Raw genomic sequence first — 14465 nt, 5'->3', positions numbered from 1 at the left:
TGCGGTCCGGGGGACGAGGTGGGGTGCCGGCGGGTTGCGGGGGGGCGTGGGCGCCGCTCATGCGGGCGCCGGTCCGATGGACGCCCGCGGCCGCAGTTCGGCCGGGGCGAGTTCGACGTCGTCCGCCCTGCCGCGGTCGATGACCTCGTCCAGGGCGCGGGCGGCTGCTGCGCCCCAGCCCTGGGCGTCCGCCCGGGCGGACGCCAGCGGCGGGTGCGTGTAGGCGGCGAGCGGGGTGTCGTCGTAGCCGACCACCGAGAGGTCGCCGGGGACGGCCAGGCCCCGTTGCTGCGCCACTGCGAGACCGGCCGTCGCCGACAGGTCGTTGGCGTAGACGACGGCGGTTGGCCGGTCCGGCCCGAGGCCCAGCAGTTCGCGGGTCGCCGAGGCGCCGCCCGCGGCGGTGAACCCGCCGGGCAGCACCGGGCCGGGCGGCAGACCGGCCTCCCGCATGGCCTGCTCCCACGATTGGCGGCGGCGGCGGGCGTGCCGGAACTCCTGCGGCCCCGCGACGTGGGCGATGCGGCGATGACCCAGGTCCGCGAGGCGGTGCACCGCGGCGGCGAACGCCGGGCGGTCGTCCAGGGAGACGGCGCACAGCCCGTGCGCGCCGTCCGCGTCACCCACCACTACGGCGGGCAGGCCGAGTTCGGTGGTGAGGGCGGGGCGCGGGTCGTCCACGCGCAGGTCCGTCAGCAGGACGCCGTCGACCCGGCGGTCCGAGGCCAGGCGCCGGTACACGGCCTCCTCGTCGCCGGGGCCGGTGACCTGCAGGACCAGTGCGTCACCGCGTTCGGCCAGTACGGACTCGACTCCGGCGATGAACGCGGGGAAGAAGGCGTCGGCGCCGATCGCGCCGGGCTCCCGGGACAGGACGAGCCCCAGGGCTCCCGCCCGGCCGCGGGAGAGCGCCTGCGCGGGACGGCTGGGCTGCCAGCCGAGTTCGCGGGCCGCGGCCAGAATGCGCTCCCGGGTGTCCTCGGAGATGCCGGGACGGCCGTTCAGCGCGAAGGAGACGGCGCTGCGGGAAACGCCCGCCAGCTTCGCTACGTCCGCGATGGTGGGACGTCGGTCCATGAGGGTCACTCCGGTCGGTGCGGGGCGCGCACCCGGTCTTTCAAACCGGTTCGAGATCGCGCGACGGATGCAACTGAAGCGGTTTAGTGCCGAGGCTGTCAACCCCCGGCCGGGCCGTGACCCCTCCCGGTCACCGTGCGTGTCCTCGCGATTCCCGCCCCGCCCGGTGCTGTCCCTGCCCGCCAGTAGGGTGGATGCCATGGCCGACCCCACCAGCTACCGACCCAGGCCGGGGCAGATTCCCGATTCGCCGGGGGTCTACAAATTCCGGGACGAGCACCGCCGGGTGATCTACGTCGGGAAGGCGAAGAGCCTCCGTCAGCGGCTCTCCTCGTACTTCCAGGACCTCGCAGGCCTGCACCCGCGCACCCGCACCATGGTCACCACCGCCGCGTCCGTGGAGTGGACGGTGGTCTCCACCGAGGTCGAGGCGCTTCAGCTGGAGTACTCCTGGATCAAGGAGTTCGACCCGCGGTTCAACGTCAAGTACCGCGACGACAAGAGCTATCCGTCCCTTGCCGTCACCATGAACGAGGAGTTCCCCCGGGTCCAGGTGATGCGGGGACCGAAGCGCAAGGGGGTCCGCTACTTCGGCCCGTACGCGCACGCGTGGGCGATCCGCGAGACCGTCGACCTGATGCTCCGGGTCTTCCCCGTACGGACCTGCTCCGCCGGGGTGTTCAAGCGTTCCGCCCAGATCGGCCGCCCCTGCCTGCTCGGCTACATCGGCAAATGCTCGGCGCCCTGTGTCGGACGGATCAGCCCGGAGGAACACCGCGAACTCGCCGAGGAGTTCTGCGACTTCATGGCCGGCCGCACCCGTGCCCATCTGCGCCGGCTCGAACAGCGGATGCACGAGGCCGCCGAGGAGATGGAGTACGAGAAGGCTGCACGGCTGCGTGACGACGCCGAGGCCCTCCGCCGGGCGATGGAGAAGAACGCCGTGGTGCTCGCCGACGCCACCGACGCCGACCTGATCGCTGTCGCCGAGGACGAACTCGAGGCAGCGGTCCAGATCTTCCACGTCCGAGGCGGGCGGGTGCGCGGTCAGCGCGGCTGGGTCACGGACAAGGTCGAGGAGGTCGACACCGCCGGGCTCGTCGAGCACGCCCTCCAGCAGCTCTACGGTGACGAGAGCGGTGAGGGCGTCCCGCGCGAGGTCCTGGTGCCCGCCCTGCCCGACACGCCCGCCGCCACGGACGAGTACGGCGAGGAAGCCGCACGGCCGGTCGCGGCCTGGCTCGCCGAACGCCGCGGCTCGCGCGTCGACCTGCGGGTCCCGCAGCGCGGCGACAAGAAGGACCTCATGGCGACCGTGCAGCGCAACGCCCAGCAGGCGCTCGTCCTGCACAAGACCAAACGCGCCTCCGACCTCACCACCCGCTCCCGCGCGCTCGAGGAGATCGCCGATGCGCTCGGCCTCGACTCGGCGCCGCTGCGCGTGGAGTGCTTCGACATCTCCCACTTCCAGGGCGAGGACATCGTCGCCTCGATGGTCGTCTTCGAGGACGGCCTCGCCCGCAAGAGCGAGTACCGGCGCTTCCAGGTCAAGGGCCGGGTGGGCGGCGAACAGGTCTGGCACGGCACGGACCAGGACGACGTCCGATCGATGCACGAGGTGATCAGCCGGAGGTTCCGCCGCTACCTCAGCGAGATGCAGCGCAGTGGCGAATGGGAGGTCCCCGAGGGGAACGACCCCGCGGACGGGCCCGACCCCCTGGGGGACGGCCGGTCCGGTCCACTCGACCCGGAGTCGGGACGGCCCCGCCGCTTCGCCTACCCACCGCAGCTCGTCGTCGTCGACGGCGGGCAGCCCCAGGTCGCCGCGGCCCGGCGCGCGCTCGACGAACTCGGCATCGACGACGTCGCCGTCTGCGGCCTCGCCAAGCGCCTGGAGGAGGTGTGGCTGCCGGACGACACCGACCCGGTGGTTCTGCCGCGCACCAGCGAGGGCCTGTACCTGTTGCAGCGGATCCGGGACGAGGCGCACCGTTTCGCCATCGCCTACCAGCGCAAGAAGCGCAGCGCGTCGCTGCGCAGCGGCCCGCTGGACGCCGTCCCCGGGCTCGGCTCCGGGCGGCGGCAGGCCCTGCTGAAGCACTTCGGTTCGCTCAAACGGCTGCGCGCCGCCACGATCGACGAGATCTGCGAGGTCCCGGGCATCGGACGGAAGACGGCCGAAACCGTGGCGGCTGCCCTCGCCGGGGCGGCACCCGCGGCTCCGGCGGTGAACACCGCCACAGGAGAGATCATGGAGGACGGGGCCGCACCCGCGGCCGCGTCGCCGGGACGGGGGAAGGAACGATGAACGAGAACGACGGAGACGGAGCACAGGTGACCACGGGCACGACGGCGGACAGCGCCGAAGCCGCCATTCCTGAGCTGGTGATCATCTCCGGCATGTCCGGAGCAGGTCGGTCCACTGCCGCGAAATGCCTCGAGGACCTCGGCTGGTTCGTGGTGGACAACCTGCCGCCGGCCCTGATCCCGACCATGGTCGATTTGGGGGCGCGCTCCCAGGGCAACGTCGCCCGGATCGCCGTCGTCGTGGACGTGCGGGGCCGCCGGTTCTTCGACAACCTCCGCGAGTCGCTCGCCGACCTCGACGCCAAGGGCGTAACCCGTCGCACACTCTTTCTGGAGGCCTCCGACGACGCCCTGGTGCGCCGCTTCGAATCGGTCCGCCGCCCGCACCCCCTGCAGGGCGACGGCCGGATCGTCGACGGCATCGCCGCCGAGCGCGACCTGCTGCGCGAACTGCGCGGGGACGCCGACCTCGTCGTCGACACCTCCAGCCTCAACGTCCACGAGCTGCGCGCCAAGATGGACGCCCAGTTCGCGGGCGACGAGGAGCCCGAACTGCGGGCCACCGTCATGTCCTTCGGGTTCAAGTACGGCCTGCCCGTCGACGCCGATCTCGTCGTGGACTGCCGCTTCCTGCCCAACCCGCACTGGGTGCCGGAGCTGCGCCCCTTCACCGGGCTCAACGAGGAGGTGTCCGGCTACGTCTTCAACCAGCCGGGGGCCAAGGAGTTCCTCGACCGCTACGCCGAACTCCTCCAGCTCATCGCCACCGGATACCGCCGCGAGGGCAAGCGGTACGTGACGGTCGCGGTGGGCTGCACCGGCGGCAAGCACCGCAGCGTCGCCATGTCGGAGCGACTGGCCCGCCGACTGGCCTCGGGGGGCATCGAGACCGTGGTCGTGCACCGGGACATGGGGCGCGAGTGACGGGGACCGGCCGTGCCTCACGGCTGCGGCGCGTCCGCCGGCTCGTCACCGAGGGCGCCGATCTGGCACGCGGGCGCGCCGCCGGGCGGCGGGACGCACAGCAGCCCAAGGTCGTCGCCCTCGGTGGCGGCCACGGGCTGTCCGCCTCGCTCGCCGCGCTCCGCCGGATCACCGGTGACCTGACCGCCGTCGTCACCGTGGCCGACGACGGCGGCTCGAGCGGGCGGCTGCGCGACGAACTGGGCGTGCTGCCCCCCGGCGACCTGCGCAAGGCCCTCGCGGCGCTGTGCGGCGACGACGACTGGGGCCAGACCTGGGCGCGCGTCATTCAGCACCGCTTCGCGAGCCGGGGTGAACTGCACGGCCACGCGGTCGGCAACCTCCTGATCGTCGCCCTGTGGGAGCAGCTGGGGGACCCCGTGGCGGCCCTGGAGTGGGTCGGCCGGCTCCTCGGCGCCCATGGCCGGGTACTGCCGATGTCCGCCGTCCCGCTGGAACTCCAGGCCCAGGTACGGGGGCACGACCCGGCCCGGCCGCACGAGACCACCACCGTCCGCGGGCAGGCCACCGTGGCGCTCACCCCCGGCGAGGTCCTGTCGGTGCACGTGGTGCCGCAGGACCCGCCTGCGGTGCCCCAGGCCGTCGAGGCGGTCCTGGACGCCGACTGGGTCGTGCTCGGACCCGGCTCGTGGTTCTCGTCCGTGATCCCGCACCTCCTGGTGCCCGAACTGCTCCAGGCGCTCACCGAGACCCGGGCCAGGCGGGTGCTCTCGCTCAACCTCGCGCCACAGCCCGGGGAAACCGAGGGCTTCTCTCCGCAGCGTCATTTGGAGGTTTTGGCCCGACACGCCCCTAAACTCGCCTTCGACGTGGTGCTGGCCGACGAGGCCGCCGTGCCCGACCGGGACAGCCTGAACGACGCCGCCGCCCGCCTGGGCGGCAGGGTGGAGCTGGCGCCCGTGGCCGCGCCCGACGGAGCCCCGAAACACGATCCGGAGCTGCTGGCCGCCGCGTACGACCGTATTTTTCGGATGCATGGAAGGATCGGCCCATGGCGATGACGGCAGCGGTGAAGGATGAGATCTCCAGGCTCCCGGTGACCCGGACCTGCTGCCGGAAGTCGGAGGTCTCCTCCATCCTGCGGTTCGCGGGCGGACTGCATCTGGTCAGCGGTCGCATCGTGATCGAGGCGGAGCTGGACACGGGCATTGCCGCGCGGCGGCTGCGCAAGGACATCCTGGAGATCTTCGGCCACGCCTCGGACCTGGTCGTGATGGCACCGGGCGGGCTGCGCCGCGGCAGCCGTTACGTCGTCCGCGTGGTGGCCGGCGGCGACCAACTGGCCCGGCAGACCGGCCTGGTCGACGGCCGCGGCCGGCCGATCCGCGGGCTGCCCCCGCAGGTGGTCTCGGGGGCCACCTGCGACGCCGAGGCGGCCTGGCGCGGCGCCTTCCTCGCCCATGGCTCGCTGACCGAACCCGGCCGGTCGTCTTCGCTGGAGGTGACCTGCCCGGGCCCCGAGGCCGCGCTCGCGCTGGTCGGAGCCGCCCGTCGGCTCTCCATCGGGGCCAAGGCGCGCGAGGTGCGCGGCGTCGACCGCGTGGTCGTCCGCGACGGCGACGCCATCGGTGCGCTGCTGACCCGGCTCGGCGCGCACGAGTCGGTCCTGGCCTGGGAGGAGCGGCGGATGCGCCGCGAGGTCCGGGCGACGGCCAACCGCTTGGCCAACTTCGACGATGCCAACCTGCGCCGTTCCGCCCGGGCGGCCGTCGCCGCGGGAGCCCGGGTGCAGCGGGCGCTGGAAATCCTCGGCGAGGAGGTCCCGGACCATCTCGCCGCCGCGGGCCGGCTGCGGATGGAGCACAAGCAGGCGTCGCTGGAGGAGCTGGGAGCCCTGGCCGACCCGCCGCTGACCAAGGACGCGGTCGCGGGCCGCATCCGCCGGCTGCTGGCGATGGCCGACAAGCGGGCCCAGGACCTGGGGATTCCCGGCACCGAGTCCAATCTGACCGAGGAACTGGCCGACGGTCTCGTCGGCTGACCGGCCCCTCCGCCGATTCCGGACGGTCCCGGCCCCCCTCCTGCGGGGCCGGGGCCGTCCGCCGTCCGCTTTCATGCTGGGCGCCTACGCCGGCGAGCGGGTCGAGGTGTCCGTCTCGTACGTGACCGACCCCGGTTCGGGCGGGCGGGGTGTGTTCGTGGACAACCCCCGGCTCGTCACCGGCGGTACCGGGCAGGAGGACGGCGGGTTCGAGCAGGACCTCGGGCCGTGGACCGTCCCCGGCCCGCCGGAGGGCAGCCCGGCGAACGGGGCCGACTGGGCGCGCTCCGGTGAGCTGTTCCGTACCTCTGCGGCCGTCACCACCGGTGACACCGTGCTCCTGGGATTCGGACTGGAGCACGGTGACCGCGGCGACGGGCCGCACCGGGCTGATGCGCGGGGCACTGCGGGCACTGGGCCGCTGACCCCGGGTGTCCCCGGCCCGCCCGATGTCACCAGGTGCGTTCCGGAGGGGTAGGGTCGGGTGTGGTCGGGGACATCCCATACAGCTCGCCGGCACGTGTGCCGGCGCACCAACGAGGAGATCGGTTCGTGACGATCCGCGTAGGCATCAACGGCTTCGGCCGCATCGGCCGCAACTACTTCCGCGCGCTCCTGGAGCAGGGCGCGGACATCGAGATCGTCGGTGTCAACGACCTGACCGACAACGCCACTCTGGTGCACCTGCTGAAGTACGACTCGATCCTGGGCCGACTGAAGCAGGAGGTCAGCCACACCGCCGATACGATCACCGTCGGCAACCAGACGTTCAAGACCATGGCCGAGCGCGACCCGGCCAACCTCCCCTGGAACGAGCTCGGCGCTGACATCGTGGTCGAGTCGACCGGCATCTTCACCAAGCGTGAGGACGCCGCCAAGCACCTCGCGGCCGGTGCCAAGAAGGTCATCATCTCGGCGCCCGCCAAGGACGAGGACATCACCGTCGTGATGGGCGTCAACCAGGACAAGTACGACCCCGCGCAGCACCACGTCATCTCCAACGCCTCCTGCACCACCAACTGCGTGGCGCCGATGGCGAAGGTCCTGGACGAGAGCTTCGGCATCGTCAAGGGCATGATGACGACGGTCCACGCCTACACCAACGACCAGCGCATCCTGGACTTCCCGCACAAGGACCTGCGCCGCGCCCGCGCCGCCGCTGAGAACATCATCCCGACGTCCACGGGCGCCGCGAAGGCCACCGCCCTGGTCCTGCCGCAGCTCAAGGGCAAGCTGGACGGCATCGCGATGCGTGTCCCGGTCCCGACCGGCTCGGTGACCGACCTCGTCCTCGAGCTCGACCGCGAGGTCACCAAGGACGAGATCAACGCCGCGTTCCAGAAGGCCGCGGAGGGCGGGCTCAAGGGCGTCCTGGAGTACACCGAGGACCCGATCGTCTCCTCGGACATCGTCAACTGGCCGGCTTCCTGCACCTTCGACTCGGGCCTGACCATGGCCCAGGGCAAGCAGGTCAAGGTGGTCGGCTGGTACGACAACGAGTGGGGCTACTCCAACCGCCTCGTGGACCTGACCGTCTTCGTCGGCGGCAGGCTCTGACCGCCTCGGCAGGCACGACGATGTGAACGACGGGGCCCGTGCAGCGCACAGCGCGCCGCACGGGCCCCGTCGTCTTCCCCGGCGGCCGCGCCGCCCGCCGGCAGACGTTCCGCACCGAGGGAAACCTCCGTCGCCGGCCGCCGTTTTTCCACGTGAAGAGTTGCGCTATCCAGGAGTCCAGAACATGAAGACGATCGACGACCTCGACGTGTCCGGCAAGCGGGTCTTCCTCCGCGCCGACCTCAACGTGCCGCTCGAGGGCACGACGATCACCGACGACGGCCGGATCCGGGCGGTCCTGCCCACGGTCAGGAAGCTCGCGGAGGCGGGCGCCAAGGTGATTGTCGCCTCCCATCTGGGCCGTCCCAAGGGCGCACCAGACCCCCGGTACACGCTCGCGCCCGCCGCGGCCCGGATCGGCGAGCTCCTCGGCAAGGACGTCGCCTTCGCCTCCGACACCGTCGGCGAGTCCGCCCGGGAGACCGTGGCCGGACTCGGAAACGGCGGGATCGCGGTGCTCGAGAACCTCCGCTTCAACCCGGGTGAGACGAGCAAGGACGACGCCGAGCGCGGTGCCTTCGCCGACAGCCTGGCGGCCCTCGCCGACATCTACGTCGGGGACGGCTTCGGCGCCGTGCACCGCAAGCACGCGTCGGTGTACGACCTCCCGGCGCGCCTGCCGCACGCCGCGGGCGGGCTGATCGCCGCCGAGGTCGACGTCCTGAAGAAGCTCACCGAGGACGTCCGGCGTCCCTACGCCGTCGTGCTCGGCGGTGCCAAGGTCTCGGACAAGCTCGGTGTGATCGAGCACCTGCTGGAGAAGGCGGACCGCATTCTCATCGGCGGCGGCATGGCGTACACCTTCCTCAAGGCCCAGGGCCACGAGGTGGGCAAGTCGCTGCTGCAGGAGGACCAGATCCCGGCGGTCACGGACTACCTGGCGCGGGCGCGCGAGCGCGGCGTGGAGTTTGTCCTGCCCGTCGACGTGATGGCCGCGGCAGGTTTCCCGGACCTGGAGACGAAGGCGCCGGCCAACCCGGTCGCGGCCCCCGCGGACGCGATCCCGGCCGATCTCCTGGGGCTCGACATCGGGCCGGAGAGCCGTAAGCTCTTCGCCTCGAAGCTCGCCGACGCCAGAACGGTCTTCTGGAACGGACCGATGGGCGTCTTCGAGCACCCCGATTACGCCGAGGGCACCCGCGCGGTGGCCCAGGCCCTGGTCGACAACCCGGCCTTCACCGTCGTGGGCGGCGGTGACTCGGCCGCGGCGGTGCGCATCCTGGGCTTCGACGAGAAGGCATTCGGCCACATTTCGACCGGTGGTGGCGCCAGCCTCGAGTACCTCGAGGGCAAGACGCTCCCCGGCCTTGCCGCACTGGAGGACTGAACCCCGCATGACTGACATCGCCAACGGCCGCACCCCGCTGATGGCCGGCAACTGGAAGATGAACCTCAACCATCTCGAGGCCATCGCCCATGTCCAGAAGCTCGCCTTCGCACTGACCGAGAAGGACTACGAGGCCGTCGAGGTGGCGGTCCTGCCGCCCTTCACCGACCTGCGGTCCGTGCAGACCCTCGTCGACGGCGACAAGCTGAAGATCGCGTACGGGGCCCAGGACCTGTCCGCCCACGACTCGGGCGCCTACACCGGCGAGATCTCCGGGCCGATGCTCGCCAAGCTGAAGTGCACGTACGTGGCGATCGGGCATTCCGAGCGCAGGCAGTACCACGCCGAGGACGAGAAGATCGTCAACGCCAAGGTCAAGGCCGCTTTCCGTCACGACCTGACCCCGATCCTCTGCGTCGGTGAGGGCCTGGACGTCCGCAAGGCCGGGAACCAGGTCGCCCACACCCTCGCGCAGGTCGACGGCGCCCTCGAGGGCGTCCCGGCCGAGCAGGTGGAAAGGATCGTGATCGCGTACGAGCCGGTGTGGGCCATCGGTACCGGTGAGGTCGCCACCCCGGAGGACGCCCAGGAGGTCTGCGGGGCGATCCGCAGGCGCCTGGCCGAGCTCCACAGCGAGGAACTGGCCGCCAAGGTCCGCATCCAGTACGGCGGCTCGGTCAAGTCCGGCAACATCGCCGCGATCATGGCCCAGCCCGACGTCGACGGCGCGCTGATCGGCGGCGCGGCGCTCGACGCGGACGAGTTCGTCAAGATCGTCAGGTTCCGTGACCAGTAAGTAGGCCGGAGCCCGTACTCCGTCGTACCCTGTCGGGGGCCGGACCGGCGTCGTCGCCGGCCGGTCCCCGTCGCCCGTCAACAGTCCGAGAGAGTTGGTCCAGCCGTGGTTCTAGGGTTCTCGATCGCCCTGCTCGTCTTCAGCGTGCTGCTGATGATGCTGGTGCTGATGCACAAGGGGAAGGGCGGCGGACTGTCCGACATGTTCGGTGGCGGCATGCAGTCCTCCGTCGGTGGCTCGTCCGTTGCGGAGCGCAACCTCGACCGGATCACGATCGTGATCGGCCTGCTGTGGTTCGCCTGCATTGTGGTGCTCGGCGTCCTGGTGAAGCTGGGCAGCTGACGTCCCGTCGCATACGCGGCCTATCATGAGGCTTGCGTCCCCGGGGAGCGCTGTGTAACTCCTTTTACTGGACGCGCGTTGGGCCTTACGTAGACTGGGGCAACTTCGCAGCACCATCACGCAGGGAGTTACGACCGTGGCAAGTGGCAACGCGATCCGAGGAAGTCGGGTCGGAGCGGGGCCGATGGGCGAGGCCGAGCGGGGCGAGTCCGCCCCACGCCTGCGCATCTCCTTCTGGTGTTCGAACGGGCACGAGACGCAGCCGAGCTTCGCCAGTGATGCACAGGTGCCCGAGACGTGGGACTGCCCGCGGTGCGGCTTCCCGGCCGGGAAGGACCCGGACAACCCGCCGGACCCGCCGCGCATCGAGCCGTACAAGACCCACCTGGCCTACGTGCGGGAGCGGCGCAGCGATGCCGACGGCGAGGCCATTCTCGCGGAGGCCCTCGCCAAGCTGCGGGGCGAGATCTAGGGCGTGTTGTGAAAGCCCCGCCCCAGGGGCGGACGACGCTACTTTCACAACACGCCCTGGGCCCTCGCATCCCGCTCGGCTCGGGCCCGCCCCGCGCCGGTGCCCTGAGGTCCGGACCGAGTGGCCGCCCCCGGCGGGGTCCGGCCCGCAGCCGGCAGGGCTGCACCGCGCTTTGCGGCTTTCCGGGCCGGTAACCGGCAGCCGGCCGAGGACCGTGTGCACCTCGCAGCATGCTCGTGAACGACGAAGGTCCGGTTCGCATCCCTCGCAGGGGATGCGAACCGGACCTTCGTGCGTGGTGGGGGTCAGGGGACCTGAAGCAGCCGGTTGGGGGTCAGCAGCGCGCCGCTGATCTTGTTCTGGGCGGCCGCCGCGGTCAGCGCATCGGACACCTGCGCCGGATTCTTGGACGGGTTCTTGGACAGGTAGAGTGCCGCAGCGCCGACGACGTGCGGGGTGGCCATCGAGGTGCCGGAGATCGTGTTGGTCGCCGAGTCGCTTGTGTTCCAGGCCGAGGTGATCGAGGTGCCCGGCGCGAAGATGTCCACGCCCGGCCCGAAGTTGGAGTAGGACGCCATGGCGTCGTTCTTCTCGCTGGCGCCGACCGTGATCGCTTCGCCGACCCGGGCCGGCGAGTGGAGGGCCGCGGGGAGGGAGGAGTTGCCCGCCGCAACCCCGTAGGTGATGCCGGAGGCGATGGACGTGCGCACCGCCTCGTCGAGCGCCGGGTCGGCGAGGCCGCCGAGGCTCATGTTGGCGACGGCCGGCTTCTTCGCGTGCTTGGTCACCCAGTCGATGCCGGCGATGACCTGAGCCGTCGAACCGGAACCGTCGTTGTCGAGGACGCGGACGCCGACGATCTTCGCCTTCTTGGCGACGCCGTAGGAGGAACCGGCGATGGTGGCCGCGACGTGGGTGCCGTGGCCGTGGCCGTCCTGGGCGGTGGAGTCGCCGTCGACGGCGTCGTAGCCGTAGGAGGCCCGGCCGCCGAAGTCCTTGTGGCTGATCCGGACACCGGTGTCGATGACGTAGGCCGTCACGCCCTCGCCGGCACTGGTCGGGTAGGTGTAGGACTTGTTGAGCGGCAGATCCGGCTGGTCGATCCGGTCCAGGCCCCACGAGGGAGGGTTGGACTGGGTCGTGTTGATCGTGAACTTCTTGTCCGCCCGGACGGAGGCGACGGCGGGGTCGTCCGCGAGTTCGGCGGCCTCGGCCTTGGTCATCGTGGCGGAGAAGCCGTTGAGAACCGAGGTGAACGTGCGACCCAGGGTGCCGCCGTGCTCGGAGAGCAGCGCCTCGTTGCGGGACTTCGCGGAGCCGAGCCCGAGGAGGCCCGCGGCGCCCTTGAGCGTGACGATGTAATCGCTCTGGGCGGCCGGTGCGGCGCTCGCCGGGGCGGTTCCGGCCGCTGCGAGCGCGGTGGATATGGCCGCGGCCAGCAGTCCGGAAGCGAGGCGGCGTTGGGACGTACGTATCGCTGCCATTCGAGGCCCTTCTCGTCGTGGTTGGGGTACTGACGGGAAGGGGGAACCCGGGAGTCTCGTCCGCTTGCCCGTCTTCGGAGGATGACTGATCGGAAGGGCCAAGACAAGATCTCCAACGTGAATGATCTCTGTACACGACTTCACTTCCCTGCACGGTGACGCACAGTCATATCAGCTGTTGAAACGGGGTGATGGACGGATCGTGCCGCCGAGGGGCAATACGTCTCTTTGCGGACGACCGCGGCACGTGGTCCGCAGGACACCCGCCCGACACCTTGCACTCGCCCTGATCAATTAGGTTGGAGTGGCAGCGGGGCAGGTACGAGAAGAAGTGGGCTGATGTCCGAGATGAACGCAGAAGGCCGCACCGGGCTCGACCGGATGCCGGAGTGGACCGCACTGGGCGAGCACCGGCGCCGGCTCGGCGACGTGCAGTTGCGCGAGCTGTTCGCCGAGGATCCCCGTCGGGGCGAGCGGTTCGCGCTCCAGGTCGGCGACCTGCACGTGGACTATTCCAAGCACCTGGTCACGGACGAGACCCTGGGTCTGCTGCGCGATCTCGCAGCGGCCTGCGGCGTCGCCGGGCTGCGTGACGCGATGTTCCGCGGCGAGAAGATCAACAACACCGAGAACCGCGCGGTGCTCCACACGGCGCTGCGCGTTCCGCTCGACACCGTCATCGAGGTCGACGGCCGGAACGTCGTGCCCGCGGTGCACTCGGTGCTCAACCGGATGTCCGTGTTCGCGGGCCACGTCCGCTCCGGCGACTGGAAGGGCCACACCGGCCGGCGCATCCGCACGGTCGTGAACATCGGCATCGGCGGATCCGACCTCGGACCCGCGATGGCCTACGAGTCCCTGCGGCCCTTCACCGACCGCAACCTGGACTTCCGGTTCGTCTCCAACGTCGACGGCGCCGACCTGCACGAGGCGCTGCGCGACCTCGACCCGGCCGAGACCCTGTTCGTCGTCTCCTCCAAGACCTTCACCACGATCGAGACCGTCACCAACGCCACCGCCGCCCGGCGCTGGCTCGTCGACGGCCTCGGCGGGGACGAATCGGCCGTCGCCAAGCACTTCGTCGCCGTCTCGACGAACGCCGCAGAGGTGGCGAAGTTCGGCATCGACACCTCCAACATGTTCGAGTTCTGGGACTGGGTCGGCGGGCGTTACTCGTACGACTCGGCCATCGGGCTGTCCCTGATGATCGCCATCGGTCCGGACCACTTCCGCGAGATGCTGGCCGGGTTCCACGTCGTCGACGAGCACTTCCGGACCGCACCGCCGGAGCGGAACGTACCGCTGCTGATGGGCCTGCTCGGCATCTGGTACGGCGGTTTCCACGACGCGCAGACCCACGCCGTCCTGCCGTACAGCCACTACCTGTCGCGCTTCACCGCCTACCTCCAGCAGCTCGACATGGAGTCGAACGGCAAGTCCGTGGACCGCGAGGGCCGGCCCGTGGCCTGGCAGACCGGACCGGTGGTGTGGGGTACCCCGGGCACCAACGGGCAGCACGCCTATTACCAGTTGCTCCACCAGGGCACCAAGATCGTTCCGGCCGATCTCATCGGGTTCGCCCGGCCGGTCGACGAACTCGGCGACCTCGCCGGCCAGCACGACCTGCTCATGGCCAACCTGTTCGCCCAGGGCCAGGCGCTCGCGTTCGGCAGGACGGCGGAGGAGGTCGCAGCCGAGGGCGTGCCCGCCGACCAGGTGCCGCACCGCACCTTCCCGGGCAACCGGCCCACGACCACGATCCTCGCGACCGAGCTCACCCCCAACGTGCTCGGCCAGCTCGTGGCCCTGTACGAGCACAAGGTGTTCGTCCAGGGCGCCGTGTGGAACATCGACTCGTTCGACCAGTGGGGCGTGGAGCTCGGCAAGGTGCTGGCCAAGCGCATGGAGCCGGTCCTCACCGAGGGCACCGGGGCCGAGGAACTGGACGGCTCCTCCGCTGCCCTGGTCGCCCGGTACCGCGCACTGCGCGGGCGCTGAACCCGCGGGCCCCCGGCGTCCCCCGCCGGGGGCCGGACTGCTGGGGTCTGTCAGACAGACCCTAGTGTCCTGAGTCAGTA

At 71.0% G+C, this 14465-nt stretch carries 12 protein-coding genes and 1 pseudogene; 11 read left to right on the top strand and 2 right to left on the bottom strand.

Annotation, left to right across the window (positions count from 1 at the left end):
• Nucleotides 1-57: 57 nt before the first annotated feature.
• Nucleotides 58-1077: a LacI family DNA-binding transcriptional regulator gene (locus M1E25_RS15180; protein ID WP_251415575.1), complete on the bottom strand. Its 1020-nt coding sequence runs from the start codon at nucleotides 1075-1077 to the stop codon at nucleotides 58-60.
• Nucleotides 1078-1276: 199 nt separating this feature from the next.
• On the opposite strand from M1E25_RS15180, the gene uvrC reads away from it, so the two are divergent.
• The 10 genes from uvrC to M1E25_RS15130 all read left to right on the top strand — a co-directional run bounded on the left by uvrC (nucleotide 1277) and on the right by M1E25_RS15130 (nucleotide 10903).
• Complete coding sequence (uvrC, locus tag M1E25_RS15175) at nucleotides 1277-3385, top strand: excinuclease ABC subunit UvrC (RefSeq protein WP_251415572.1); 2109 nt, start codon at nucleotides 1277-1279, stop codon at nucleotides 3383-3385.
• The gene (gene rapZ, locus M1E25_RS15170) at nucleotides 3382-4308 is read left to right on the top strand and encodes an RNase adapter RapZ (protein WP_251415569.1); all 927 of its coding nucleotides are present in this window, start codon (nucleotides 3382-3384) and stop codon (nucleotides 4306-4308) included. The genes uvrC and rapZ overlap by 4 nt, the downstream gene beginning before the upstream one ends.
• The gene (locus tag M1E25_RS15165; RefSeq protein ID WP_372500837.1) at nucleotides 4305-5369 is read left to right on the top strand and encodes a gluconeogenesis factor YvcK family protein; all 1065 of its coding nucleotides are present in this window, start codon (nucleotides 4305-4307) and stop codon (nucleotides 5367-5369) included. The genes rapZ and M1E25_RS15165 overlap by 4 nt, the downstream gene beginning before the upstream one ends.
• Nucleotides 5360-6349: a DNA-binding protein WhiA gene (gene whiA, locus M1E25_RS15160; protein WP_251415566.1), complete on the top strand. Its 990-nt coding sequence runs from the start codon at nucleotides 5360-5362 to the stop codon at nucleotides 6347-6349. The genes M1E25_RS15165 and whiA overlap by 10 nt, the downstream gene beginning before the upstream one ends.
• 73 nt (nucleotides 6350-6422) lie before the next feature.
• Nucleotides 6423-6827, top strand: a complete 405-nt coding sequence (locus M1E25_RS15155) for a hypothetical protein (RefSeq protein ID WP_372500836.1) — start codon at nucleotides 6423-6425, stop codon at nucleotides 6825-6827.
• Between the two features lie 74 nt (nucleotides 6828-6901).
• Nucleotides 6902-7906: a type I glyceraldehyde-3-phosphate dehydrogenase gene (gap, locus tag M1E25_RS15150; protein WP_251415563.1), complete on the top strand. Its 1005-nt coding sequence runs from the start codon at nucleotides 6902-6904 to the stop codon at nucleotides 7904-7906.
• A gap of 184 nt (nucleotides 7907-8090) precedes the next feature.
• Complete coding sequence (locus tag M1E25_RS15145) at nucleotides 8091-9293, top strand: phosphoglycerate kinase (protein ID WP_251415560.1); 1203 nt, start codon at nucleotides 8091-8093, stop codon at nucleotides 9291-9293.
• A gap of 7 nt (nucleotides 9294-9300) precedes the next feature.
• Entirely contained in the window at nucleotides 9301-10089 is a 789-nt protein-coding gene (tpiA, locus tag M1E25_RS15140) for a triose-phosphate isomerase (RefSeq protein ID WP_251415557.1), read from the top strand.
• Nucleotides 10090-10194: 105 nt separating this feature from the next.
• A complete protein-coding gene (secG, locus tag M1E25_RS15135; protein ID WP_251415554.1) occupies nucleotides 10195-10431 on the top strand; it encodes a preprotein translocase subunit SecG in 237 nt (78 codons plus the stop codon).
• Between the two features lie 136 nt (nucleotides 10432-10567).
• The gene (locus M1E25_RS15130; RefSeq protein ID WP_308290432.1) at nucleotides 10568-10903 is read left to right on the top strand and encodes an RNA polymerase-binding protein RbpA; all 336 of its coding nucleotides are present in this window, start codon (nucleotides 10568-10570) and stop codon (nucleotides 10901-10903) included.
• Between the two features lie 311 nt (nucleotides 10904-11214).
• On the opposite strand, the pseudogene M1E25_RS15125 reads toward M1E25_RS15130, so the two are convergent.
• Nucleotides 11215-12387: pseudogene (locus M1E25_RS15125) on the bottom strand (S8 family peptidase); the annotation flags it as partial.
• 348 nt (nucleotides 12388-12735) lie between these two features.
• On the opposite strand from M1E25_RS15125, the gene pgi reads away from it, so the two are divergent.
• On the top strand, nucleotides 12736-14385 hold the full coding sequence (gene pgi / locus M1E25_RS15120) for a glucose-6-phosphate isomerase (protein ID WP_251415710.1): 1650 nt from the start codon (nucleotides 12736-12738) through the stop codon (nucleotides 14383-14385).
• Nucleotides 14386-14465: the final 80 nt, after the last annotated feature.

Source organism: Streptomyces meridianus (assembly GCF_023703325.1).
GTDB classification, from domain to species: Bacteria; Actinomycetota; Actinomycetes; order Streptomycetales; family Streptomycetaceae; genus Streptomyces; species Streptomyces meridianus.
This window is presented reverse-complemented; position numbering and strand designations above follow the sequence as displayed.